The sequence below is a fragment of the Bradyrhizobium sp. PMVTL-01 genome (assembly GCF_051861855.1).
Lineage (GTDB): Bacteria > Pseudomonadota > Alphaproteobacteria > Rhizobiales > Xanthobacteraceae > Bradyrhizobium.
The window spans coordinates 21,861-43,195 of sequence record NZ_CP193983.1 but is presented as its reverse complement, the minus strand read 5'-3'; the positions used below and the strand labels follow the sequence as shown (position 1 = coordinate 43,195).

Sequence of the window (21,335 nt, the reverse complement as noted above, 5' to 3'; positions counted from 1 at the left end):
TGGAGTCCGAATACAATTGGTCAACCTCAGCGTAGGTGAGTTGCATTACGTGCCGTAGACTCGCCCTTGCTTCTCACCAGTGTGGCCCGCTCACCAAGCTTGAGGCAAAACGCTCGACAAAAGCCTGCTTAACCAGCAATGGCCGCAGGCCCTTGGCCTGGAGGCCTTCCGGATCCATGAACAGGCCGTAGAAGAAAACCGTTACTCGTTCCGCCATACGAACATTTTAGCGCCTTCGAGCGCAAAGCAAAACCCGCCGGCCTGGGAGCCGACGGGTTCTCAATGCCCATGCGTTCTCGCGGTGCTTGTCGTCCGCGACAGCAACAAGCCGCCACCCCGGCGCCGTCCCTTAAGTGTCCTCATTCAAGTTTTCCGGCGAAGCTAAAGGGGAAATGGCCGCAGGACCTACTCGCCAATTTTACCGAACGGGAAAAATTGGTTCGCCAGCTCCGGCCCTGCGGCCTGTCCGGGAAAATTGACTGTTTATTGAATGGCCACTTCCAGCCCGGTTGATCGGATTGATTCCAGAATTTGCTGCGCGGTTTGAGTCGAGAAATCCTGTTCCAAAAAGGAACATCGCTACTGTTGCGGGGGCGCCACGTTAAGGTCAGGAAGGCTGCCAAGTTGAGGCCGCCGCGCGCAAAGCTGATCGAGCTCGCCATGAGCATCGAGGCGGTCCAGGACGACCGCATCCACATCGAGAAAATAAACGCGCCCTTCCTTTCCAAGAACGGCTGGCAACGCGACAGGCCCAGAGTTTGGCGCGGCATCAAGTATGCCGTGGAGCGCAACTGGCTGGAATACACGAGAGCGGGACTCGTGTGCGGCTAAAGAAGGCCGGCGAAGATGTTCGATATGGCCGCGTTGGTCGCTCTTGCGCTCCCGGAGCTCGCGTACGCGATCCTCAACGTTGGGGATGACGTCGATCACCGGGACCATCGCCAGTTGGCCATCCCGCGCGCGCTCAACTCGTCCGCAACCTTGCGCAGTTGCTGGAGCGAGATGCGGTACTGCTTACGGAGGACCGCGATCTTCCGGAGGCCGACGACATCCTGGAACTAATAGATGCGGCTATAAGGCTGGTGCCGATCCTCATAGGCGTAGTCCGGCTTGAAGAAGCCGATGCGGTCCCAGGCGCGCAACTGCGATCGCGACAGGCCGTCAGCCGAATCACGTGGTCTTCCGTAAAGGCCTGAAGAATCGAAGAGACCATTCGTCCTACACCACCGCCGCAGATGCGGGATTATACGGGCCTTAGACACTATATCAAACGCTTAAGCCGCCCCCGTTGTCGAGTGGGGCAGCCTTGCAGGCCGCCCAGCGCCTGGCGTGACCTCGGGCGGCCCCTGGGACCCGCGCTCGCGGGCTGGCGAGCCTCTGGTCAGCAAGAGCGGCGCCCGGAGGCGGGCCGCCGAGAGTGAGGGGCAACACGCCACGCGCTGCCAGAGCACGGGCGCCGCTGGCGCATCGGAGGCGGCCACGGAAAGGGCCGCCGAGATGGCGGCACCGGCTCGATCGGGAGCGCCACTTCAGTCGACAGCCGGCAGACCACCGGCCTGATCTGAAGGCCGGGGTCGCGGCGTAATGATGCGCGCGTTCCGCGGTTTAACGATCCGTAGACTTTCGACTCAGCCGCGAAATCATCGATACGTCGACCGCAAAGCTCTTGGCGAGTTGCATGCGCAGGTCGACTATCTCTTTCGCGCGCTCGTCGGCGACCTGCATAGCGCGGCGCTTGGCATCGCGCAGACGAACGATCTCGGCTTTTGCCTCGCGCAGCATCGAGGCCGTGCGCTCGATCTCGCGTGCTGCCTCGAGGCAGATGGGGGATCGCTCGGATTGCAATCGTTGCACCAAATCGGTCATGGGTCGGCCCTCCCTATTCGGCCAGACGCGAGATCATGCTGAGATCGACCGCGTAGGACTTCGCGATCTCGGCCAGGGTCTCACCGGCGGCGCGGCGCTTGAGCGCTTCCAGCCGCTGGTATTCCGACAGCTTCGGCTTGCGGCCAAACTTGACGCCTTTGGCCTGCGCGCACTTCCGGCCCTCACCGGTGCGCTCCCGGATCAAGTCCCTCTCAAACTCAGCGATTGCGGCCAGGAGCGTCGACAGCAGCCGGCCTTGCGATGAGGACGTATCCCAGAGCGGATCACCAAGGGACCGAAAGGCGGCGCCGGCCTTGCCGATGCGCTCGATCAGGTCGAGCAGCTCGCGCGTCGAGCGGCCGAGCCGATCGAGCTTGGTGACCAGGACCATGTCACCAGCCTTGAGTGACGCGATCAGCTTTGCGAGCTGGGGTCGATCGGCCCGGGCACCGCTGACCTTTTCCTTGAAGATCGTAGTGGCGCCGGCCGCCGTCAGGGCTTCGATCTGGCTGAGTTGCTGGTCGAAAGTGCTGACGCGGGCGTATCCGAGAATGGCCATTTGCGCGCTGCACTTTTACAAGTAAGTTTCGCAAACTATAACACGTTGTTTTTCCTAATCCAGCAGTTTGTCGCCGGGTCGCGATGCTTGCTTATGTGAGTTGCTTCATACCGGTTTGCGCATTTCGCTGGCAACATCAGGGGTGTGCGGAGGGCCGATAGCATGGCCGAGCAACCTGCAAAGCGCATACCTCAGTGGCTCGCGATCGACGTGCTGGTGATCCTGGTATCACTGACGATCATCGGCATTGGGATCTGGGGCATAGGACTCTGATCGACTGGTAGGCTCGTGTTCGGAAAAAATTCGGCGACGCGGGCGTGCGTGCCGCCATGCGTCACACACCTGTCATAGACCATGTGGCTGACTGGCCTGCATGGAGAGGTTTACGATTGCAACCGACCTAGGCGCGATCGTCGTTTTCGTGGTGGCGCTGTTGGTCAGCAAGGGCGGCGCCCGGAGGCGCCCCCGTCGAGAGTGAGGGTTGTTTTGGAAACAACTCCCTCAGACCGCGCTTGGCTACTCTACGCGGCCGCCGCAAGGCGATCGCGGGCTCGGATAACCGTCATCGCAGACCACGGTTTGCCTGTGGGCGTGGCGCCATTGCGGTCGTTCAGGATGCGCGCAATCTCGCGGGCAGACTTACCCCGCGGATTGGCCTCCACCCGCTGGATCAGCTCCGCCAGTTCCTCGAGCCCGCGTAGCTTCATATACCGTCAGAGATCAGGAAAGCGCTGGTTTGGTGGTTCGCGCGCCGCTCACCGCACTACTGCCCGCCATCTATCCGGTCCGCTTTGCGCCAAGAACGGTCGTTCCTGTAGTCGGACGGCTCTGGCGGCCGTCCACAGCAACGTATCTCAGACAAGCCGCGCCAACTGTCGTTTGACAGCAATAGATGTCCAGTTTGAGCCAATCAGAGAAAGGTTTGTCCATCACTCATCCCCCACGAGCCCCCCGCACGTTCATATCGGGGTGCCGCTTCCGCTCCGACCTCAAGCGGCTTGGCCTTTGCGTGCTATGCGAAATGCGTCCTGCGGTTTCCTGGCGGCGGGTTTAATGGACAAGTAGTGGAGCGGAGAGAGCGGGACTCTCACCGAGCGATCTAACGAGAATAGAAAACCCATTAAAATAAAGCTTTTCGGAGCCCGGTTTCGGTTGTGTGGTGACCTTTGTGCTCTTTTTCGGCGATTTCAACCGCCATTCAGCGCATGCCAAATCGTCCGTTCGAAATGGAATGAGATGCCTGCTCGCCATCAAGTTCGATGTCGGTAGGAAGGTGATGGGACAGCGGCCTTGCAAGGCTGGGGTCGACCTGGCGCCCCTATGCCTCGGCGCAACTCAAAAGGTTTAGGAAACCGATTACCTAATATCGACGACTTAGCTGCTGCCGAGCTATTGCCGCAGCAGCGTTGCTACAAGCCGGCATACTACCAGCTCTCTCCGAATGGTCGCAGTTCAACGTTGAACGACCATGCGGAGCGATCCTGGTGGACGACGTGCCATATCTCGTCCGCGATGGCATACGGTTTGATGAAGAAATCGTCCGAGCGATCCGGCCAGCGTTTCCGTGTCCACTCGAGATCGATCACGGCATCGACAACGACATAAGCGACGTGAACGCCCCGTGGCCCGAGATCGCGCGCCATCGCTTCGGCCAGGATTCGCTGCGCCGCCTTGGTCGGCGCGAAGCCGGCGAAACCGGCTTTGCCGCGCAGGGCCGAGGTGTTTCCGGTGGCAACGATGGCGCCCTTTCCGACCGTCACCATCGCGGGGACGAACCGCCGCGCGAGATACAATAGACCCATGGTGTTGACCTGGAAGTTGCGATTCAGGATCGATGGATCGATCTCGCGAAAAGTGCCGAACGCACCACCAACGGCGTTGTGGATGACGATGGCGGGATTGCCGAGATCGCGCTCCACGGCCGCCCCCACCGCTTCGACCTGCTCGGGATCGGAAACATCGCAGCGGAATCCTTTCGCACCCGCCAGTTCTTTCTCCAGGGCGGCGAGACGTTCCTCGTTCCTGGCGAGCAGAGCGACGCGATAGCCGCCCTCGGCAAACCGCCTGGCGAGAGCGGAACCTGTGCCGGGGCCGACACCGGATATCAGGCAGACAGGCGCGGTCATGCGATCAGTCCTCCACGTTCGGCCGGCAGCTCAGTCGCCAGCCTTCGCCAACAGCTTTTCGACGTATGGCTTCAGATCAGGTTGGAAATCTGCGTGCTCGACGAGACGAGCGAAATGAGCAAAGGTCCGCGGATATTCATCCCGCACCGCTGGATGCAGGATCCTGTCCAGCCCAAGCTTGTGCAATTGGTCGGCCCGCGTATGCTCGTTCATGAACAGCGCAAGCTCTGCGGCAAAGCAGATATCGGCCAGCGATAATCCCGTACCCACCAGTGCCTCGCGCCGCGGGGACAACGCCTGCTCAATCCCCGATGCATAGATCGCAAACGCTTCTCTTGCTCGCGCGTGAGCGGCCGCGTCGACCGTGCCGTCCGACAGTGCCAAGAGATAGATCTGCGAATCCCGGGCAAACACCAGGCTGACGTCGAGAAAGCTGTCGATCCTGGACGCCTCATAGGCGTCGCGACCATAGAGCGCGGACTTCGACTCGCCGAGCCGCGCCACCGCCCGCATGATGCTGTTCGACTCGAAGATGCCGATTTTGCCATCGGGCCCGAAGGCAGCAGGCACATTTCCGAACGGCTGCGCTGCCATGAACGCATCGGTCTTGAAGAGTTGCGAGCCGGTCAGCCCAACGCGACCGGTTCGCGCCAGCGAAGATAGCGAGGAGCGTTCATGCTCCGCCAAAGGATGGGCGTCATAGTCCCACAACCAGTCGCGCAGCTCCTTGGGCGGCGCTCCCCTGACCTCGACCTCCACTCCGCAGCACCGCGCTGCGATGGTCGCCTTCCAGACCCGGGGGTTCGGCAAGTAGGAGAATATCCGCAAGTCAGGCATGATGGCTTCCTCCTGGTCGTCTCCGCCCTCGTCGCTCCTCGCCTCGAGGCCGAGAAGTCACGCGGCGGATAGGCTACTCCGAGCTCGCGTCAAGAATCCCACCGACCGGCTCCCAGCGGCTCCCGGTCCAGCGCTGAAGCTGCAGTTGCGTCCAGACCATGTTGTTGGCTTCGCTGGTGTTGATCCGGATGCCCGGCAGTGCTGTCGACAACGTGAAGTTCTTCAGCGACTTCGCCTGCTTGATGATGTTCTCGCGCGAGAGGTCGTCGCCGCTTGAGGATCTGCTCTAGCAGCATGCCCTGCTGATAGCCGGTCAGATAACTCGTATTGATGATATCGGAGCCTGCTAGATACCGATCGAAGAAGGCGCGATAGGCCTTGATGGCCTCATCGTCCTTCCAGCTCTCGTCGTTTGGATCCTTGTTGAAGGTGCCGACGATGACGCCCACGGAATTCTCCAGCTCCGCCGGCTTGATCGCGAATGATTGGTCGCCAGATGGGCCGCTGCTCAGCGCTCGTTGGGCAGTTGCCCCAGTACTTGCAAATAGTGCTGTGAGAAAAATCACAGACAAGGCGGCGGATTTCATCTTGTGATCTCCGGTCGGCTCGAACGATCGGGAGTATGCACACATCACATTCAATGTGGCATAGAATGCTTCATCCGGCCGCGACTGGCAAGGCGACGATCGCGCCGCGGGATTTTGGTTTACATTGGGCGGCAAATCGGACGGGCATATTATCAATGTTTGCAGTTATTTCCGATTCTCCGACATCATCAACGTCACCGTGGCGGAGAGCGGCCAGCCGCCGAGAAAGCGCAAGTACCGCCATCGCTCCTGGCGGGGTTACTTATGCAGCGATGAAATCGCGCCGGCTCTTGATCTACGTCCTCTGCCTCATCGTTAGCGCGATGTTCGCCGATGCGGCCGCAGCGGAGCGTCGGGTCGCGCTGGTGGTCGGCCTCTCCGCCTATACGAACGCACCGACGCTGCCCAATACCGGCAACGACTCCAAAGCAATCGCAGCGCTCTTCAAATCTATCGGTTTCGACGTCGTCATTTCGCGCAACGATCTCGGCGTCGTCGACTTCAAGCGCACTGTGCACGAGTTTCTCGTTACTGCCGAGAATGCCGATGTGGCGGTGGTCTATTACGCCGGCCACGGCATGGAGATCGGCGGCATGAATTATTTGATACCGACGGATGCCAGGCTGAGCCACGACTACGACGTCGACGATGAGGCTATCGCGCTCGATCGCATCATTTGGGCGCAAACCGGTACGTCGTTTTCGTTTGATACTGCTCGACGCCTGCCGCGAGAACCCGTTTGCGGCCAAGCTGCGGTTCGCAAGCCGCTCGCCGACCAGAGGCGGACTTGCTAAGCTTGATGAAATCAGCGCCGATACGCTGGTGGCCTTCGCGGCTAAGGCGGGCTCGATTTCCTATGACGGCGACGGCGTGAACAGTCCCTACGCAACTGCGTTGCTCCGGCATCTTGCCGAGCCTGGTGTCGACGTTCGGATCGCGCTTGGCCGCGTGAGCGATGAGGTGATCACCATGACCGGCGGACGGCAGGAGCCATTCATCTATGGCTCTCTCGGCGGCGCAACCATCTCCTTAGTGCCGCAGTTGGGTGCAACAAATGTCGCGCCGGTACCGCCGCCCCCGGCCCCCCCCCCGCCAGTTCCGGCGCCAACCCTGCCGAAGCCGGCCGTGGTCAATCCGCCGCCGCCAAGGACGCCACCGGAGGTGAAGGCGAAACTGCCCAAGGCGCCGCTTCCCGCTCAGCCGCCCCCCGAAATCACGGACCACTGTGTCCGCGGTCGCGTCTGCGCACCAACCCTGCGCCGGACGAGATCACCAACTTCCAACGCGAGGTCGCCTGCAAGCGGCTGCGTTCACAAGTGCAGCGTCTGTTTGAGAGTATTGTTGGCACTACCTCTCTGCCTTCTGGCGGAAATGCGGCGCCGCAAGCGGCTCCGACGCAGCAGGCACAGAATGAGTCTGTCCGTTCCGAAGATACTTGCGCCCGCGACATGGCACGGTTGCAGAGCCTGCGCGCTGAACCTACACTTCAGGCGATCACCACTTTTGAAAAGGAATTAGGCTGCGAACGGCTCCGGTTTCAGCTCCGCCGATTGCGCGAGAGCGTCGCTCCGTGATCTAGTCTGCACACTTCGCGGTGTGTCCGGGACATTTCTCGATTGAAGCTCGACACAACAATAGCCATCCGACCGTGACCGAATCGGAGCACTCTCCAGACGCGCTCAAGGAGTGCGCCGAGTGCTCCGCGCGAGCGGTCTCTTCTACGCACCTGCCAATCAGCTCGAGTATCAGACAACATCCGCTCGAGTGCGTCGCTCTGAGGTCAGCTGCGTTCGAAGACTTTGGCGCCAGGGTAAATCCTCCGGGCGTACGTTACGACCAGCTCCCGGTCCTGAGTCTCAACGAAGGGGGTTCGGAGCTGGCACGATCCGACGACGAGGTGCCACAGGCCATTAAGTCTTTTGATCACGACGTTCATAGTGTGCTTCCTCAAAGAACAGCAAACAACTGATAGGCGCGACAATCTTACAAGTCGTACGCTAGGGCCGTGATCCTAATCACATGTTGCAAGACGCGCGTGCTTGTTGGCTGCCTTGCGGCCCGATAGTTGACCGGCTTCTTGTTGAGAAGCCCGGCGACCGCCGCTCGGCCGTATTGATCACCAGCGGGCGTCCGAATCCGCTAGAACATGGACGCGTCGATTTGTGCAGCATAGACGCGCTGAGAGCGCCGGCCGAGAGCACCGACCTCACCCGCCGCCCAGTCTAGTGCTACAAGCCATCAGCCAATTTAATCCTCGAAGTTACCGTGACGCGCATCACGGTCATTGACCTTCCGATCGGCTATCCCGGGCGTGAGTTGCAAAGCACGACGCTGAGCCAACCGTCGCTATTCACTCGACCTCGGAGGCTAAATGACTCAGATTAGGAGTTCCCATAGCTGGCGGACCATTCGCGGTGCGCATATCCGTATCGTCCACCGGCGTAAGGTCGCGGTTAAGTCGGTTACAAGCACTCTCCGATCTGCATGTCAGGGAGTGGCGGCCTCCGGTGAGGAAAGGGCCACCACAGCGATGAAGGTATCGCCAGCATCGTGACGCCATCCTGTTAGCGGGGGCGACGGCAGTTGGCCGCCTCGGTAGGGCGGCCTGTTTTGTTTCCGTTTGCCGCAGCATTCGGCGACTGTGTCAGCCGTTGGCAATGCTTCGTGCGATGAGATCGGCGCCACCCCTTCTCATTCCGGCGGGTCTTCTTCGCTCTTCCTGAGGGCGATCGCGCGCCGAATTCTGTCTCCAGTCCTGCCCAGCCCAGCCGCTTTCGTCCTTGCTCTCGTCGCGACGATCCGTTCTTCGCTACAAACACGACCGCGGGAGTATGAGCGCTAACGACCGACTTGGACACGAGTGTGAGCAGGCCCATGACCAGCGATAGGCCCCACGCGGGCGGCTGCGCGTCTTTACTTTTTGGCACTCATTCGTACCTCCTTTGAGCTCATGATCGTTCCTCCCTAAAAATGGCTGCGCCGAGAGCCCGCGCGTGCGGCTAGTCACCTCCTGTCACGGCCGAAACATGCTCAGGACCGCAACAATCTCTGCTTGCTTCAGGGCGCGAGCTAGCAACGTAGCGCACGCCACCCGGGACTACCGCCGCTTCAGTTGACTTGAATCGCTCGCGGCTTGGCTTTCTCGGCCAAAGGCAGCATGAGCGACAGCACGCCGTCCTTGAGTTCAGCTGCGATCTTGCCCTGGTCAATCTTGCTCGAGAGACGAAAGCTTCGCGAGAAGTGCCCGACATTGTATTCGGTGTAGAGGGGTTGGAGACCGCGGTATTTGGAGAAGTCGAGCTTTCCGTCGACCTTCAGCACGTCGTCCTCAACTCGAATGTCGACACTATTTTTCTCGACCCCCGGCATCTCGAGTACCACATTGAGCCCGTCCTTGGTCTCATAGATGTCCGCGCTTGGCATAAATATCCGGGCAGGGATGGTAGTCTCCTCCTTCTTTTCCAACTCGCGCTTCTGCGGGACCTGCAGTTCCTTTTTGGAAGCCATGATAGTTACTCCTCAAAGCTGCCACGCCACGCGGTCCTCCACCGTTTGGTCGAACTGGTGGCGGCAGAGGGGTTCAGGTGATCTTGATGGTGCGCGGTTTGTCGTTTTCCGCACGCGGCAGGAAGAGCGCCAAGATGCCGTCCCGATATTCGGCCTTGATGCCATCCGGGTCGATCTGCACCGGCAATGACAACGTTCGGTCGAAATCACCGGAAACGCGCTCGCGCCGATGCAGGCTCGACTCACCGGGATAGCCGACCGCCTTCTTTCCGAAGATGCGGATCGAGTTCTCCTTGGCTTGGATCTGCAGGTCGCTTTTGCTAACACCCGGCAATTCGATAATCGCTAGGATGTCGTCGCCCTGCTGGAAAACGTTGATCGGTGGGAATGGCCCGCGACTGGTGGTCAGATCTTGCAGCCAGTCGCTGGCCAAAGTCGATTCAAGGGAGCGTTGTAGGTCGAGCAGTGTGTCGAACGGATCAGCAAATCCCATGATCATGTTTGCAACCCCTATTTGGTTAACGGGGCGAGGAAGGATCATGGTCGCCCCTCGAGGCTTTGATTTGGGACGATCACTGGCACTTTCAAGAGGAGAGTGCTAGTCAGCGGCTTGTGGGCCGGCGCAGGTGTAAGTTATTGAGTTAACACAATAAATCATTGCGCTCATGAGCGGCACGCAGGACCCTTGCTTCTCGTACTGGCTAGATTCTGAAAGTGTCAGGGAGGGCTCTAGCCGAATCCGGACACCCATCTCATTGGCCTGGCAATTCGCTCCTGATGGCCGTCGTGACGAAATTCACGCCGATCGCTGCGACGATGAGGGCCGTGACGCGGGTCATGACATTAAGCCGGCCATGCCCAAGAAGCGTTCGATTGCTGCGGCCATCCACAGCGTCAGCCCGATGAGAAACGTTGCGAGTGCCGATGCAGCCGCAAGCAGTATCATGGCAAGCCATCGTGGATCGTCATTGGAAAGGGTGATCATGACGCTTAGCTCGGCCGGTCCTACGAGGAGCGAAAAAGCAAAGGGCGTGATGACGCCGCGATCCGCGCACACGCATCTGGAAACAAGCGGGTTATCTGCCAGCTTTTTCCGAAACCGTCCCGACGACTATGTCTGCCCTGGGCAAGATGCCACAACAGTCCCCTGTGGAGCAGGAGTTTTGGTGTGGAGGCCGAGAGGGCGTCTCGCTGCAACTGAAGCCCGAGCCTGCACCGTGGCGAATCCCAAGAGCCCTCCTAGTTTGCGAGTTGAGAAATTACCCAGTCGCGAACTACCCGTGCCTCGACTGATAAGCTTTGCCACCAAAGCTTATCAGTCGGCAATTCGGCTCCGTTCTCACCGTTCGTCCGTCGAAAGTGGGCAGCGAGGTGAGTACACGGCCCGCCTGGGTTCAAGGCTTGGACGATCGAACATTGGGCATGAAGGTCTGGACCGTCTCAGCCTTCGCCCTGACCTTGCTGGAAGCAGCAAGTTCGCGCGAACCACCATATGGCGGTACTCGCTGTAGGGCCGGTCGTCGGATGATGGTCGAGTAGCTCGGCCATTTGGCTTTGCCCTCATAGATCGGGGCGGGCGGCTTTCCCGCACCCGGCTCTTCCCGAGCGTAACCCGCGTCATACCCGCGCCCTGCGCCCATGTGCGAGTGATGCGTGGAGTTGGCAGGCGGAAGCGCGCTGTCAGGGTCTCGAACTTCGGCCACCCCATGCGCCGACTTTTCTGGCTGCGCCGTCTCAGACAACGCGGCCAGGTCCGATGCACTTCGCGGTAGGAGCCGTTGAGCGCTGGATAATTATTCGGCCTACCATAGTAGCCGTAGTGCCCGCGCAGAACGGCGGCGAACCACTCGTGCTGCGTGCCAGTGCCGCGTGGCCATGAGTCCTGACGCAACGCCGTCAGCTTGCGCGACAGGCATGGAAACTTCTCGATGAGCTTAGGATAAGGTGGGAAAGGCGCGCTGCTTAGCGTTACATTTCTGGATCTGAAATACGCGTCAGCATCTTCACGTGCGGTCCCGCCCGTTTGAAGATCGGCTCCCAAAAGGCATAGGCCTTCTCGGCGAAACTCGCGCTCACGGTGAACTTCGTGAGCGCCCCCCTATATGCGGCCTGTCGCCCGCAGCCCTGCCCCTCGACAAGGTGCCAGATGAACTGAGCGACCTGGCGCGCGTACGTGCTCGGACGACCTCGGTGGTTGGGTATGATCTCGAGCCGCATGGTCCCCATGTCGCGCGTCTCCGGTTCGGTGATATTGGCAAGCCAGGTGAAGATTGATGGATCAATGCTCGCGGCATAGCCGTCGCGCCTGAGCTGCTGATTGATCATAGAGAACGCGCTGGCGGCTTCTCTGAAGCATTCGCTCAGGATGAAGTTTGCCTGATTCTCCAGCTCGCCGCTCCGAAGATCGTCCAGCAATCTGACCGCCTCGTCAGTGAGCCGCCGCATGTATCGCGGTTGCGGCTGCCCTGCGCTGTCGGCCGGTTCCTTCTGCACAATCAATTCGACCACATCCGCGCGGAGCTCCGGCGCGGCTTCTACGGTCAAAAAATTGCTTTCAAGACTGGAGCCGCCGAGGTCTTTCCACGTCGCGTCGCCTCCCACCCGTGTCTCTAATGGATCCTTTGCATGGTCCAACGCAGCATTTAGGCTGGCGTTGATGTTTTCAAAAGCTCTGTTTTGATAGTCCTTGGCAATCTTCACCATCTTGTCGGTAGCAGTGTCGGAATCTAGGCGTTCCTCCGTGCGCGGCGCCGCCGCATTCCGAGATTCAAGCACCGCAACGGGACTCGGAGCCATCGCTTGCCTTGCAAGGATTGTTTGATCAAACGTCTTCTCGCGTGTGTGCTCCGATCGCGAATTGGAAGCAGCAATCCCGCTGGGCAACAGAAACAGTCGATCGTCAATGGCTCGGCTCGCCGCCGCGGTAAGCTCCACGAGCGAGCGTCGCGCACAGCGCTTATGGCTAGCACGCCGCCTTTTTTGCGGGTGGCTCATGATCTAACGACCCCTCGACAAGCTTTTTCAAGACCCAGCGCCACAGTTCACGAACTTCCTCCGAGGCTCTTCCCTCTTGTGCAAACTCGGTCACGCCCAATCCTGTCCCCAGCGCGTCCTGGTGGTCGTTGCGCTGTCCGACGTAGGGAAGCGCTAGCACGCCGAGCGAATTGAGCGAAGTTGCAGCTTCGCTCAAACGGCAGCCCCGCGGTGGCGTCTGATTGAGGACGAACGCAAATCGGCGCTTAAATCTACGAATAGCAATCAGCGTCGGTATTGCAGCTTCGATATCGGCGGGACTTGGACGCGTTGGGATCAGGCAAAGATCGGCCTTCGTGATGGCGTGCGTGGCAAGCGCATTGTTGGTGGCGGCAGTATCGATGATCGCAAGCCAGATCCCCTCGGCTTCGAGGCGGACCAGCGCCCTTTCTATCTCGGCAGGATCGGCGACCCGAACGACCCGCGGAAAGGGATTGCCGCGCCGCTCCTTCCATTTTGAAACCGTGCCTTGTGGATCAGCCTCGACAAATGCGACGCGCTCCCCGTTCTCCATTGCCGCGACTGCAAGTCCGACGGCCAGCGTGCTCTTGCCGCTTCCGCCTTTTTGGGTGACCAGAGCAAGGACGTACATCTCCCGCGCATCCCCGGTAAACAACTACATGAAACGCACGCGTCGTCGAAAAAATTAGAGCCTACCAATTGGTGACCTACCACTCCCCATAGTGAATCGCATCAAGAGCGAGCGTGGAACTCACAACCAAATCATGGCCCAGGCACTAACGATATTCCGCGCTATACGTCGCCCAACGCCGCGCGGTCCAGACATTTGGGCCACTCGCGGACATCCCAAGCTCGGGGAACATCTAGCTGCGGCTTATGAATTACTCGCCTAATTGGCGCGTATTCATGGACCGACTGGACAAGGAATTCCCCCCAGTGGGGCCTAATCTCACGCTGCCATTCCATGACGATTATAAGCCGCCGGAAACAGGAGGGGCCCCCCGAGCTCTTCGTCGCTGCGGGATCTGCGCTGGGCGAGCGATTCAGCCAGGCATGGAAGCCCCGACCGCGACACCTCCAGCGCATCGCATAGCCATGCCACCGGCCAGATCGCCCGGTGCTTCGCGATGAAGACGAACTTCATGTTCCTTCCTTCGCGAAGAAGTCTTCGAGGGCTCTCTTCGAACTGCCGAACACGGGGGCAAACACGATAAGCAAACTCTTAAAACCTTATCAGTCCAAGAACCGACCGGTGAGGTGCTGGTCCAAAGTGCTGACGCGCGCGTATCCGAGAATGGCCATTTGCGCGCTCCACTTTTACAAGTAAGTTTCGCAAACTATAACACGTTGTTTTTCCTAATCCAGCAGTGGCAATGTCGCGGGGTCGCGATGCTTGCTTATGTGAGTTGCTTCCGGCCAAGCCTTCGCGGGTTGAACGGACGGCTTGCCGTATAGCCCGGAGATGAAGATCATACGAGTGAGGTCTTCCGGTCGCCGCCTCGTCGTCAATGCAATTTCTGCTTGAAACAACTTTGGCTGAATAGCTGCGACAACGGCGAGCGTGACTTCGTCCTGCAACGCGAAAGATGTCCGTCATGTCACGCTCGAACTTGTCCGCCCAGATGTGCGCGCCCGTAGCCCCGTGATGCGGGCGATTACCTGATCCGCAACAGGGAGCGGGTTGTCAGCAAGGACGACCTCATGAAGGCCATTTGGAAGGGGCGCAGTGTATCTGACGTGGCGTTGACAACCCGCCTGAATGCCGCCCGCGGCGCAATTGGCGATTCCGGCGGGGAACAGCGTTTCATTAAAACTACCAAGGGCTCTCGCTTCGTCGGACAAGTGCGGGAGGCGCGCCAAGTTGCGGACTCAACTTCGAGCGATGCGGCCGAGAGCGCTCCTGCAGTTCCCGACAAGTCCTCCATCGCCGTGCTACCGTTCGCGAACATGGCTGCGACGAATCGTTGGCGCGCTGACAAGCAATGACCGAACCGAGGTACGCGATGCCGCTTGAACATCTGGCCCGAAGACCGATGCTTCGAAGCGCTACTCTCTAAGACGTTCGCGGTGGGCTTGCATAGGCAGGCCATACTGCTGCGCTCGCTCGATCGCCAACTTCCGATAGGCGTCAGCCTGCTTCTGTGGCTGGGACTTGAAGGTCTCGTCCTGTTCGGTCGCGGCGAGCTGTTCCAGCGCCACGGCTCGCTCCAGATATTCGAAGAGCATTTTCATTATCAACGCTTGAGCATCTCATTTTTCAATTCGTCAGGAACGGAGCTAAGATGCGCGGCCAATCGATTAAACATTTCGCGCTTTGCTTTGTCAGCGGCTGGATCGCGGATGAGGGCACACTCAAGCGGCCTCTTTCCAGAACCTTTCGACGTGTGCCAGATAGTCCTTCATGGCCCTGCACGCCAAACATAATTTCACGACGAGGTACCGACACGTCTTGATACGAATCCGAGCATCCGCCTAAGCAACCGCGCCGAGCTCTGGATGTTGCGCGCGTCTTCGGGCAAAAGGAAAACGTTCTCTGCTGGGCTTAATGAGCCGTAGGCGACCTCAAGGCGCTGAGAGCAGATGCCAAATCATCTATTTGATAAGGCTTCGGAAGAATCTGAATGCCTTCCAGCTTCGCTTCGTGAGCAACGGCTTCTGAATAGCCGCTAGTCAGGAGGATTGGGATGTCGCTCCGCCTCTTCTTGACCTCATGCGCAAGTTCGACCCCATTCATTCCTCCCGGCATCATGACGTCGGAAAAGATCATATCTATTGGTCGTCCGTCTGCTAAGGCTCCCAGCGCCGCAGCGGCACTGGCTGCTCGCATCACCTCGTAGCCAAGTTGCCGCAACATTTCGCTCACTAACGCGGCCACTTCATCATCATCTTCAACCAGTAGGACCTTGCCTTGGTTAATTTTGTTCGGCCTGACCTTGTTGAAATCGATGACGCGTCCCGTCCGAATTGGCTCGCCGGAAGATCGAGGTAAATAGAGATCTATACACGTTCCAACGCCGACCTCAGAATTTATGCGCACAGCACCGCGTGATTGCGTCGCAAACCCATGAACCTGCGCAAGCCCAAGGCCGGAGCCCTTGCCGATCTCCTTCGTTGTAAAAAATGGTTCGAACACGTGAGAAAGAGTTTCGGCGCTCATGCCCACCCCAACGTCAACGACTGATAGACGTACGTAATCACCCGCGAGCTGATCATCCCTCAGGTTTGGAAGATTGTCTGCCTTTACAGTGATCGTTCCACCGTTAGGCATGGCATCTCGGGCATTGACAGCCAGGTTCAGGATAACCAGCTCAAGCTCCCCCGGATCCACCTCGACCGGCCAGAGGGATTCCGGAAATTCAAATTCAACGTGCACATCACCTCTCAAACTGCGGTCGAGAAGCTCGCGCATACCGCCGATTTGCAGAGCGACGTCGACAGTTTCGGGTCGAAGCTCCTGACGGCGCGAGAAGGCTAGAAGCTGTTTCGTCAATCCAGAACCACGCTGGGCAGCTCTAATCATTCCGTCCATCAGCTGACGGCGCCGCTTGGGATCAGCCTGACGTTCGAGCATCTCCAAGCCGCCGGTTATGACCATCAATAGATTGTTGAAGTCGTGGGCAACTCCGCCGGTGAGCTGACCGATAGCTTCTATTTTCTGCGCTTGACGAAGCGTCTCTTCCACCTTTGCGCGCTCGCTCATTTCGACCCTGAGCTGATTATTGGCTTCCTCCAATTCACGAGTACGATTTATCACAAGCTGTTCAAGCTCCTGAGCAGTCCGCTCGCGCGCCTCCAACAAGGCTCGTATCTCATATTGCCGGCGCCTGGCGCGCATTGCAGCTTGAACGGCGCTGGTCAGCGTGATCGGCTGGACCGGCCTTTCAAGCAGCGAAACGTTTTGGAGTAGTTGCACGATGCTTCGCCGCCAGGCCAGGACTGTTGGCTGCTCTCGATGGCTAGTGAGCATGACGAACGGAAGGTCCGACCACGGCGGCTGAGTCTCGATCCATCGCTCCAAGGGGCCTGTATCCTTCCCAAAAAGCCCCTCCTCTGCGATGAAAACGAGTCCTGTTTCGGCGTTCAACCCGCTGACGAGTTCTTCAAGACTCCGGCAGGCCCTAGCCTCGAGGCTCGCGTTTCGAAAAAGTTCTACCGCCGCGGGTCCGTCGCGGCCGATCGGAGCAAAGACGAGAACCACATGGTCCCGGTCGGCGCTCATCCGACCGATCCCTCAGGCATGCTCGTTCCCGTATAGTGTGGATTGCCGGAGAATATCCCACTGAATTCCCTGAGTGGCGGGCCGAGCTTAATTCCCTCACTAGTGAGACGAAACTCGCGAATTGTATGCTCATGGTTTCCACTGCGCTTCTTGACAACCGACAAGGCTCTCCGAACCGTTCCTCCCAGTTCGAAGTAACGCAGCATGAGCACAGCATCGCTCAAGTAACTGATGTCCAGAGGCGTATCCATCGGCCCCACCAAGCCGTGTTGAGCGAGCACCAGAATGGTGAGGACGCCCTGCTGGCCCAAATACGTCAGCAGCTCGTGCATCTGCAAGACTAGAAAGCGCTCATCAGGCATGGCGTTAAGATAGCCGTTCAGGCTATCGATAACGACGATGCGAGCATTGTCGACTTCAACACTCCTTCGCACGTTGGCAGCGAATTCACCTGGCGACAATTCTGCGGGATCGATTTGTTGAAATCGGATATGTCCGGACTCGACGAACTTTAAGAGGGGGAGACCTAGCGTACGAGACCGAGCTTCTACCGTTCCGCGTCCCTCGTCGAAGGCAAAGAAGACCGCATGTTCGCCGCGTTCAGCAGCCGCGATAACATAAGTGAGTGCAACGGAAGATTTCCCTACCCCGGCAGCGCCTATAAGAAGTGCATTTGTACCCCGTTCGAGGCCACCGCCCAACAACTGGTCAAGCTCGACGTTGCCGCTCGGAGTGAAGTCACCCAGGAAGGCCTTGTGATGTTCCGCGGCGATCAAGCGAGGAAAAATGCGAAGCCCTCCCTCTTCAATCGTGAAGTCGTGGAAGCCTCCGCGAAATCGTATCCCTCGCATTTTGATCACTCGGAGGCGGCGCCGCTCGGCCCCGTAGTCGATCGCCAACTGCTCGAGCATCACCACGCCATGAGCGATGGAATGCAATTGCAGGTCGTCCTGCGATGAAGAGAGATCGTCGAGCAGTACCACCGTGCAATTGCGATTGGTGAAAAAGTGCTTCAACGCCAACACTTGCCGACGGTAGCGTAAAGGGCTTTGTGCCAGAAGGCGCAGCTCGGACAAGCTATCCAGTACCACGCGGGTGGGATTAATCCGTTCTACTTCCTTGAAGATCACAGCTGTCGTTTCGCTCAACTCCATTTCAGCGGGATGGAAGACTGTGAGTTCTCGCTCTGGGTCAAGCGTTGTCTCCGCTGGAACAAGTTCAAAGATGTCGACGCCCTCCAGCGACCAGCCATGTCGCTGTGCCACGAGGTCCAACTCTCCCTTTGTTTCAGACAGGGAAATGTAAAGTACGCGTTCTTGTGCTTGCCGGCCCCTTAGTAGGAACTGAAGGGCTAACGTCGTCTTTCCCGTCCCGGGCCGGCCTTCATAAAGATACATTCGGTTAGGGTCGAGGCCCCCGCCCAGAATGTCGTCCAGACCATCGCTGCCCGTCGAGACTCGTGGCAACTCTTTGATTTTCTTGCCTCCACCGACGGATTTGGTCGACATCCGCACTCCCCTTGCGTCTACTCAGAGCCTCTCGGCAGAGTAGAGCGATCCCAATTTCGGCCATGACAGGGAACGCAAAAGAGGCAAGTCGGGTTCCCGGTGACGCACAGCACAAGAGGCAGGTCTAGGCCTCAGCCTCCTCGGCTATGCGGACCGTCGCTGGGACCTAGGCGCCGGCCCTTTGGCACTTTTCGCCCTTACTTGCTTCGTACCGGCGATAGGCATCAGTATTTCCTTCTGTCCCGGACACGGCCTTGGGCGGCTTCTTGGCTAAGTTTTTCGACGTGCTTTTGGGTCCGGCCGATGCTTCCCTTCCAACGCTCTGCCGCAGCGCCTCCATCAGATCGACGACGTTCTCTCCCTTTGGCCGTTTCTTCGGACGAATCGGGAGTTTTGCAACACAATCGCCAGTCGAGCAGACAGCGGGCCCATTCCCGTTGTGAACGGGACGCATGCGAGACTGTATTCGGGCGGTCAATTACGAGGTCCGAGGAGTTGGGTACACCGGGGCACTCGCCATCGGCCGCATGCACCAGTTGGCGTGCAATCTCGTCCATCAGATCGTCGTGGTCCCAGCGCGAGCCATCGCTTTTGACGATGTTCCGGGCGCGATAATAAGCATGGGTCTCGGCGCAATCATCGCCGACGCGGATAATCACATCCGGATGAAATGGACAAACAGTGATAGCTCGCGTCGTCAACAACGCGAAGCGCACGGCTAATTGAAGGTTATCTGCATCAACTGACATCAGGAGCTTCCCGGCCCGAGTCGCACGTGACCGATCGAAAGCGCACTGAGTAGCGAGCCCCGGCGCGGGTATTCGGGGGCGCCGAGGCTGTAACAACCCATTGCGGCTGTCCGCCTTCGCGTAGATACAGTCTACGATTCCTGCGGTGCGCACTTGAGCCAAGTCAAATCGTGTGAGTTCGTAGCGAAAATTTGCGCGCCAAATAGCGTGCCTGGACCAAAGCCGGACGCCGCCGGATTGATTAGACGACCGCTGCTTTTGAGCCAGAGGCTGAAGTTATTCATGCCACTATAGTGACCGCGAGAGCCCCCGAGCGACGTCCCTACGTTCTCACTAGGGCGCTGCGAAGGGCCTTCAGGAGGACAATCGGGCCTCCACGATCTTCCGACATTGACGGCATCTCGTAGGACTGGTTCGGCCTAAGCGTGATGCGCAGCATGGCTAAGCGTTTAACAACTAACGGCTGTTAACTTAAGCTAAGAACCAGCGGAATCGTTCCTATCTCAAATCAGGCCCCTGCGGTGGCCGTTTCCGTCCACCGCATTCGCCGATTGCTCCGCCTTCGTCGATCCGCCCGCGGAGCTATTTCTTCAGCGCGAACACCCAGATCACGCCGCCTTGCGGCACATTGGCCTCGATGCCAATGTTGTTGGTCACCAGCGCATCCTGGATGCGCTGCGCGTCCACGCCCCATCCCGACTGGATCGCGATGTACTGGGTGCCGTCGATCTCATAGGACACCGGCATGCCCATGACGCCGGAGTTGGTCTTCTGCTCCCACAACAGCTCTCCGGTCTTGGCGTTGAAGGCACGGAAGTTGCGGTCGTTGGTACCGCCGGCGAAGACGAGATCGCCCGCGGTTGCCGTGACCGATCCGAACAGCTGCGACTTCGGGAAGTTGTGCTGCCACACCTTCTTGCCGGTGACGGGATCCCACGCCTGCAGCTCGCCGAAATGATCAGCGCCAGGCTTTGTCTTCAGCCCGATGTCCTCGGGCTTGGTACCGAGCCAGAGCTCACCCGGCTTGAGCGCAACCTTCTCGCCGGTGAAGCCGCCGCAGAAGTTCTCGTTGGCGGGCACGTAGACCAGCTTGGTCCTTTCGCTGTATGCCGCCGACGGCCAATCCTTGCCGCCCCACAGCGATGGGCAGAACTCGACGCGCTTCCCGATCCCTGGCTTGTGCGAGGGATCGACGATCGGCTTGCCGGTCTCGGCATCGATACCCTTCCACACGTCGGTGGAGACGAACGGCCAGCCGGCAACGTAATTGATCTTGGTCGGCGTGCGCTCGAGCACCCAGAAGATCGCATCGCGCCCTGGATGGACCAGGCTCTTGATGTTGCGGCCATCGCGTTGCAGGTCGATCAGCATCGGCGCCTCGACTTCGTCCCAATCCCAGGAATCGTTCTGGTGATACTGGTGATAGGTCTTGATCTTGCCGTTGTTCGGATCGAGTGCCAGCACCGAGGAGGTGTAGAGATTGTCGCCGGGATGAGTCTCGCCGGGCCACGGCGCCGCATTGCCAACGCCCCAATAGATCGTCTTGGTGTCCTTGTCGTAATTGCCGGTCATCCAGGCCGAGCCACCGCCGTTCTTCCAGTCGTCGCCCTGCCAGGTGTCGTGACCGGGCTCGCCTTCACCGGGAATGGTGTAAGTCCGCCACAGCTCCTTGCCGTCCTTGGCGTCATAGGCGGCGACATAGCCGCGCACACCGAACTCGCCGCCGGAGCCGCCGACGATAACCTTGCCGTCGACGATCAGCGGCATCAGGGTCATGTACTGGCCCTTCTTGTAGTCCTGCACCTTGGTGTCCCACACCACCTTGCCCGTCTTGGCATCGAGCGCGACGACGTGATCGTCGGTGGTGGCGAGATAGAGCTTGTCCTCCCAGAGGCCGACGCCGCGGCTGGTCGGATGCAGCTGGAACAGATCGTCGGGAAGCTGCCGCTTGTAGCGCCAATATTCGTCGCCGGTCTTCGCGTTCAATGCGATGACCTGCCCCATCGGGGTCGCCACGAACATCACGCCGTTGTTGACGATCGGCGGCGCCTCGTGGCCTTCGACCACGCCAGTGGCAAAGGTCCAGACCGGCGTGAGATTCTTCACGTTCGAGGCGTTGATCTGGTCGAGCGGGCTGTAGCCCTGCCCGTCATAGGTTCGGCGGTAGAGCATCCAGTTGCCGGGCTCCGGATTTTCCAGCCGCTGCGCGGTCACCGGCGAATAATTCTCGATCGGACCGGCCGTCGCAGCGGTCGCGGCAAGACAGGTGAAGGCGACAAAGCCGGACAGGTACCATTGCTTCCTGGTCATGGACGTTTTCCTTTTGCTTCCGTTTGAATTCTTGTCGTTCGTTCCGTCGTCCGCCCCTAGGCGAATGCGGCCT

General features: G+C 59.3%; 18 protein-coding genes and 3 pseudogenes. 4 read left to right on the top strand and 17 right to left on the bottom strand.

Features of this window, described 5'->3' with window-relative positions; translation table 11 throughout:
- Positions 1–660: 660 nt before the first annotated feature.
- Positions 661–831: a hypothetical protein gene (locus tag ACRQ5Q_RS41120; protein ID WP_439400021.1), complete on the top strand. Its 171-nt coding sequence runs from the start codon at positions 661–663 to the stop codon at positions 829–831.
- Between the two features lie 774 nt (positions 832–1,605).
- Here ACRQ5Q_RS41120 and ACRQ5Q_RS41115 read toward each other — a convergent pair.
- The 6 genes from ACRQ5Q_RS41115 to ACRQ5Q_RS41090 form a co-directional block, all read right to left on the bottom strand.
- On the bottom strand, positions 1,606–1,866 hold the full coding sequence (locus tag ACRQ5Q_RS41115; RefSeq protein ID WP_439400020.1) for a hypothetical protein: 261 nt from the start codon (positions 1,864–1,866) through the stop codon (positions 1,606–1,608).
- Between the two features lie 13 nt (positions 1,867–1,879).
- Positions 1,880–2,425: a recombinase family protein gene (locus ACRQ5Q_RS41110; RefSeq protein WP_439400019.1), complete on the bottom strand. Its 546-nt coding sequence runs from the start codon at positions 2,423–2,425 to the stop codon at positions 1,880–1,882.
- A 521-nt stretch (positions 2,426–2,946) separates the two neighbouring features.
- The gene (locus ACRQ5Q_RS41105) at positions 2,947–3,132 is read right to left on the bottom strand and encodes a recombinase family protein (RefSeq protein WP_439400018.1); all 186 of its coding nucleotides are present in this window, start codon (positions 3,130–3,132) and stop codon (positions 2,947–2,949) included.
- Positions 3,133–3,849: 717 nt separating this feature from the next.
- Positions 3,850–4,551, bottom strand: coding sequence for an SDR family NAD(P)-dependent oxidoreductase (locus ACRQ5Q_RS41100; protein ID WP_439400017.1), 702 nt, complete (start codon positions 4,549–4,551; stop codon positions 3,850–3,852).
- A 30-nt stretch (positions 4,552–4,581) separates the two neighbouring features.
- On the bottom strand, positions 4,582–5,310 hold the full coding sequence (locus tag ACRQ5Q_RS41095; protein ID WP_439400016.1) for a glutathione S-transferase: 729 nt from the start codon (positions 5,308–5,310) through the stop codon (positions 4,582–4,584).
- 167 nt (positions 5,311–5,477) lie between these two features.
- Positions 5,478–5,975 carry a hypothetical protein gene (locus tag ACRQ5Q_RS41090; protein WP_439400015.1) on the bottom strand — a complete coding sequence of 166 codons (498 nt, stop codon included), beginning with the start codon at positions 5,973–5,975 and terminating at the stop codon, positions 5,478–5,480.
- 35 nt (positions 5,976–6,010) lie between these two features.
- Between ACRQ5Q_RS41090 and ACRQ5Q_RS41085 the strand changes: the two are divergent.
- Both ACRQ5Q_RS41085 and ACRQ5Q_RS41080 read left to right on the top strand, forming a co-directional pair.
- Positions 6,011–6,583 (top strand): annotated as a pseudogene (locus ACRQ5Q_RS41085) (caspase family protein); the annotation flags it as partial.
- Between the two features lie 40 nt (positions 6,584–6,623).
- Positions 6,624–7,493 (top strand): caspase family protein, encoded by an 870-nt coding sequence (locus tag ACRQ5Q_RS41080; protein WP_439400014.1) that lies wholly within the window; start codon positions 6,624–6,626, stop codon positions 7,491–7,493.
- 1,590 nt (positions 7,494–9,083) lie between these two features.
- Here the strand turns inward: ACRQ5Q_RS41080 and ACRQ5Q_RS41075 are convergent.
- From ACRQ5Q_RS41075 to ACRQ5Q_RS41050, 6 genes and pseudogenes are all read right to left on the bottom strand, one after another.
- Positions 9,084–9,482: an Hsp20/alpha crystallin family protein gene (locus ACRQ5Q_RS41075; RefSeq protein ID WP_439400013.1), complete on the bottom strand. Its 399-nt coding sequence runs from the start codon at positions 9,480–9,482 to the stop codon at positions 9,084–9,086.
- Positions 9,483–9,555: 73 nt separating this feature from the next.
- The gene (locus ACRQ5Q_RS41070) at positions 9,556–9,981 is read right to left on the bottom strand and encodes an Hsp20/alpha crystallin family protein (protein ID WP_439400012.1); all 426 of its coding nucleotides are present in this window, start codon (positions 9,979–9,981) and stop codon (positions 9,556–9,558) included.
- A gap of 336 nt (positions 9,982–10,317) precedes the next feature.
- Positions 10,318–10,539, bottom strand: coding sequence for a MarC family protein (locus tag ACRQ5Q_RS41065; protein WP_439400011.1), 222 nt, complete (start codon positions 10,537–10,539; stop codon positions 10,318–10,320).
- A 911-nt stretch (positions 10,540–11,450) separates the two neighbouring features.
- Positions 11,451–12,416: a hypothetical protein gene (locus tag ACRQ5Q_RS41060; RefSeq protein WP_439400010.1), complete on the bottom strand. Its 966-nt coding sequence runs from the start codon at positions 12,414–12,416 to the stop codon at positions 11,451–11,453.
- 28 nt (positions 12,417–12,444) lie between these two features.
- Entirely contained in the window at positions 12,445–13,107 is a 663-nt protein-coding gene (locus tag ACRQ5Q_RS41055; protein WP_439400009.1) for an AAA family ATPase, read from the bottom strand.
- Between the two features lie 398 nt (positions 13,108–13,505).
- Positions 13,506–13,647 (bottom strand): annotated as a pseudogene (locus ACRQ5Q_RS41050) (IS3 family transposase); the annotation flags it as partial.
- Positions 13,648–14,120: 473 nt separating this feature from the next.
- Here ACRQ5Q_RS41050 and ACRQ5Q_RS41045 point away from each other — a divergent pair.
- Positions 14,121–14,331: pseudogene (locus ACRQ5Q_RS41045) on the top strand (winged helix-turn-helix domain-containing protein); the annotation flags it as partial.
- 191 nt (positions 14,332–14,522) lie between these two features.
- Here ACRQ5Q_RS41045 and ACRQ5Q_RS41040 read toward each other — a convergent pair.
- From ACRQ5Q_RS41040 to ACRQ5Q_RS41020, 5 genes are all read right to left on the bottom strand, one after another.
- Positions 14,523–14,708: a hypothetical protein gene (locus ACRQ5Q_RS41040; protein WP_439400008.1), complete on the bottom strand. Its 186-nt coding sequence runs from the start codon at positions 14,706–14,708 to the stop codon at positions 14,523–14,525.
- 310 nt (positions 14,709–15,018) lie between these two features.
- Positions 15,019–16,695 carry a response regulator gene (locus tag ACRQ5Q_RS41035; RefSeq protein WP_439400007.1) on the bottom strand — a complete coding sequence of 559 codons (1,677 nt, stop codon included), beginning with the start codon at positions 16,693–16,695 and terminating at the stop codon, positions 15,019–15,021.
- Positions 16,692–18,203, bottom strand: a complete 1,512-nt coding sequence (locus ACRQ5Q_RS41030; protein WP_439400006.1) for an ATPase domain-containing protein — start codon at positions 18,201–18,203, stop codon at positions 16,692–16,694. The genes ACRQ5Q_RS41035 and ACRQ5Q_RS41030 overlap by 4 nt, the downstream gene beginning before the upstream one ends.
- Before the next feature lie 224 nt (positions 18,204–18,427).
- Positions 18,428–18,952: a hypothetical protein gene (locus tag ACRQ5Q_RS41025; RefSeq protein WP_439400005.1), complete on the bottom strand. Its 525-nt coding sequence runs from the start codon at positions 18,950–18,952 to the stop codon at positions 18,428–18,430.
- Positions 18,953–19,534: 582 nt separating this feature from the next.
- Positions 19,535–21,262 (bottom strand): methanol/ethanol family PQQ-dependent dehydrogenase, encoded by a 1,728-nt coding sequence (locus ACRQ5Q_RS41020; RefSeq protein ID WP_439400004.1) that lies wholly within the window; start codon positions 21,260–21,262, stop codon positions 19,535–19,537.
- Positions 21,263–21,335: the final 73 nt, after the last annotated feature.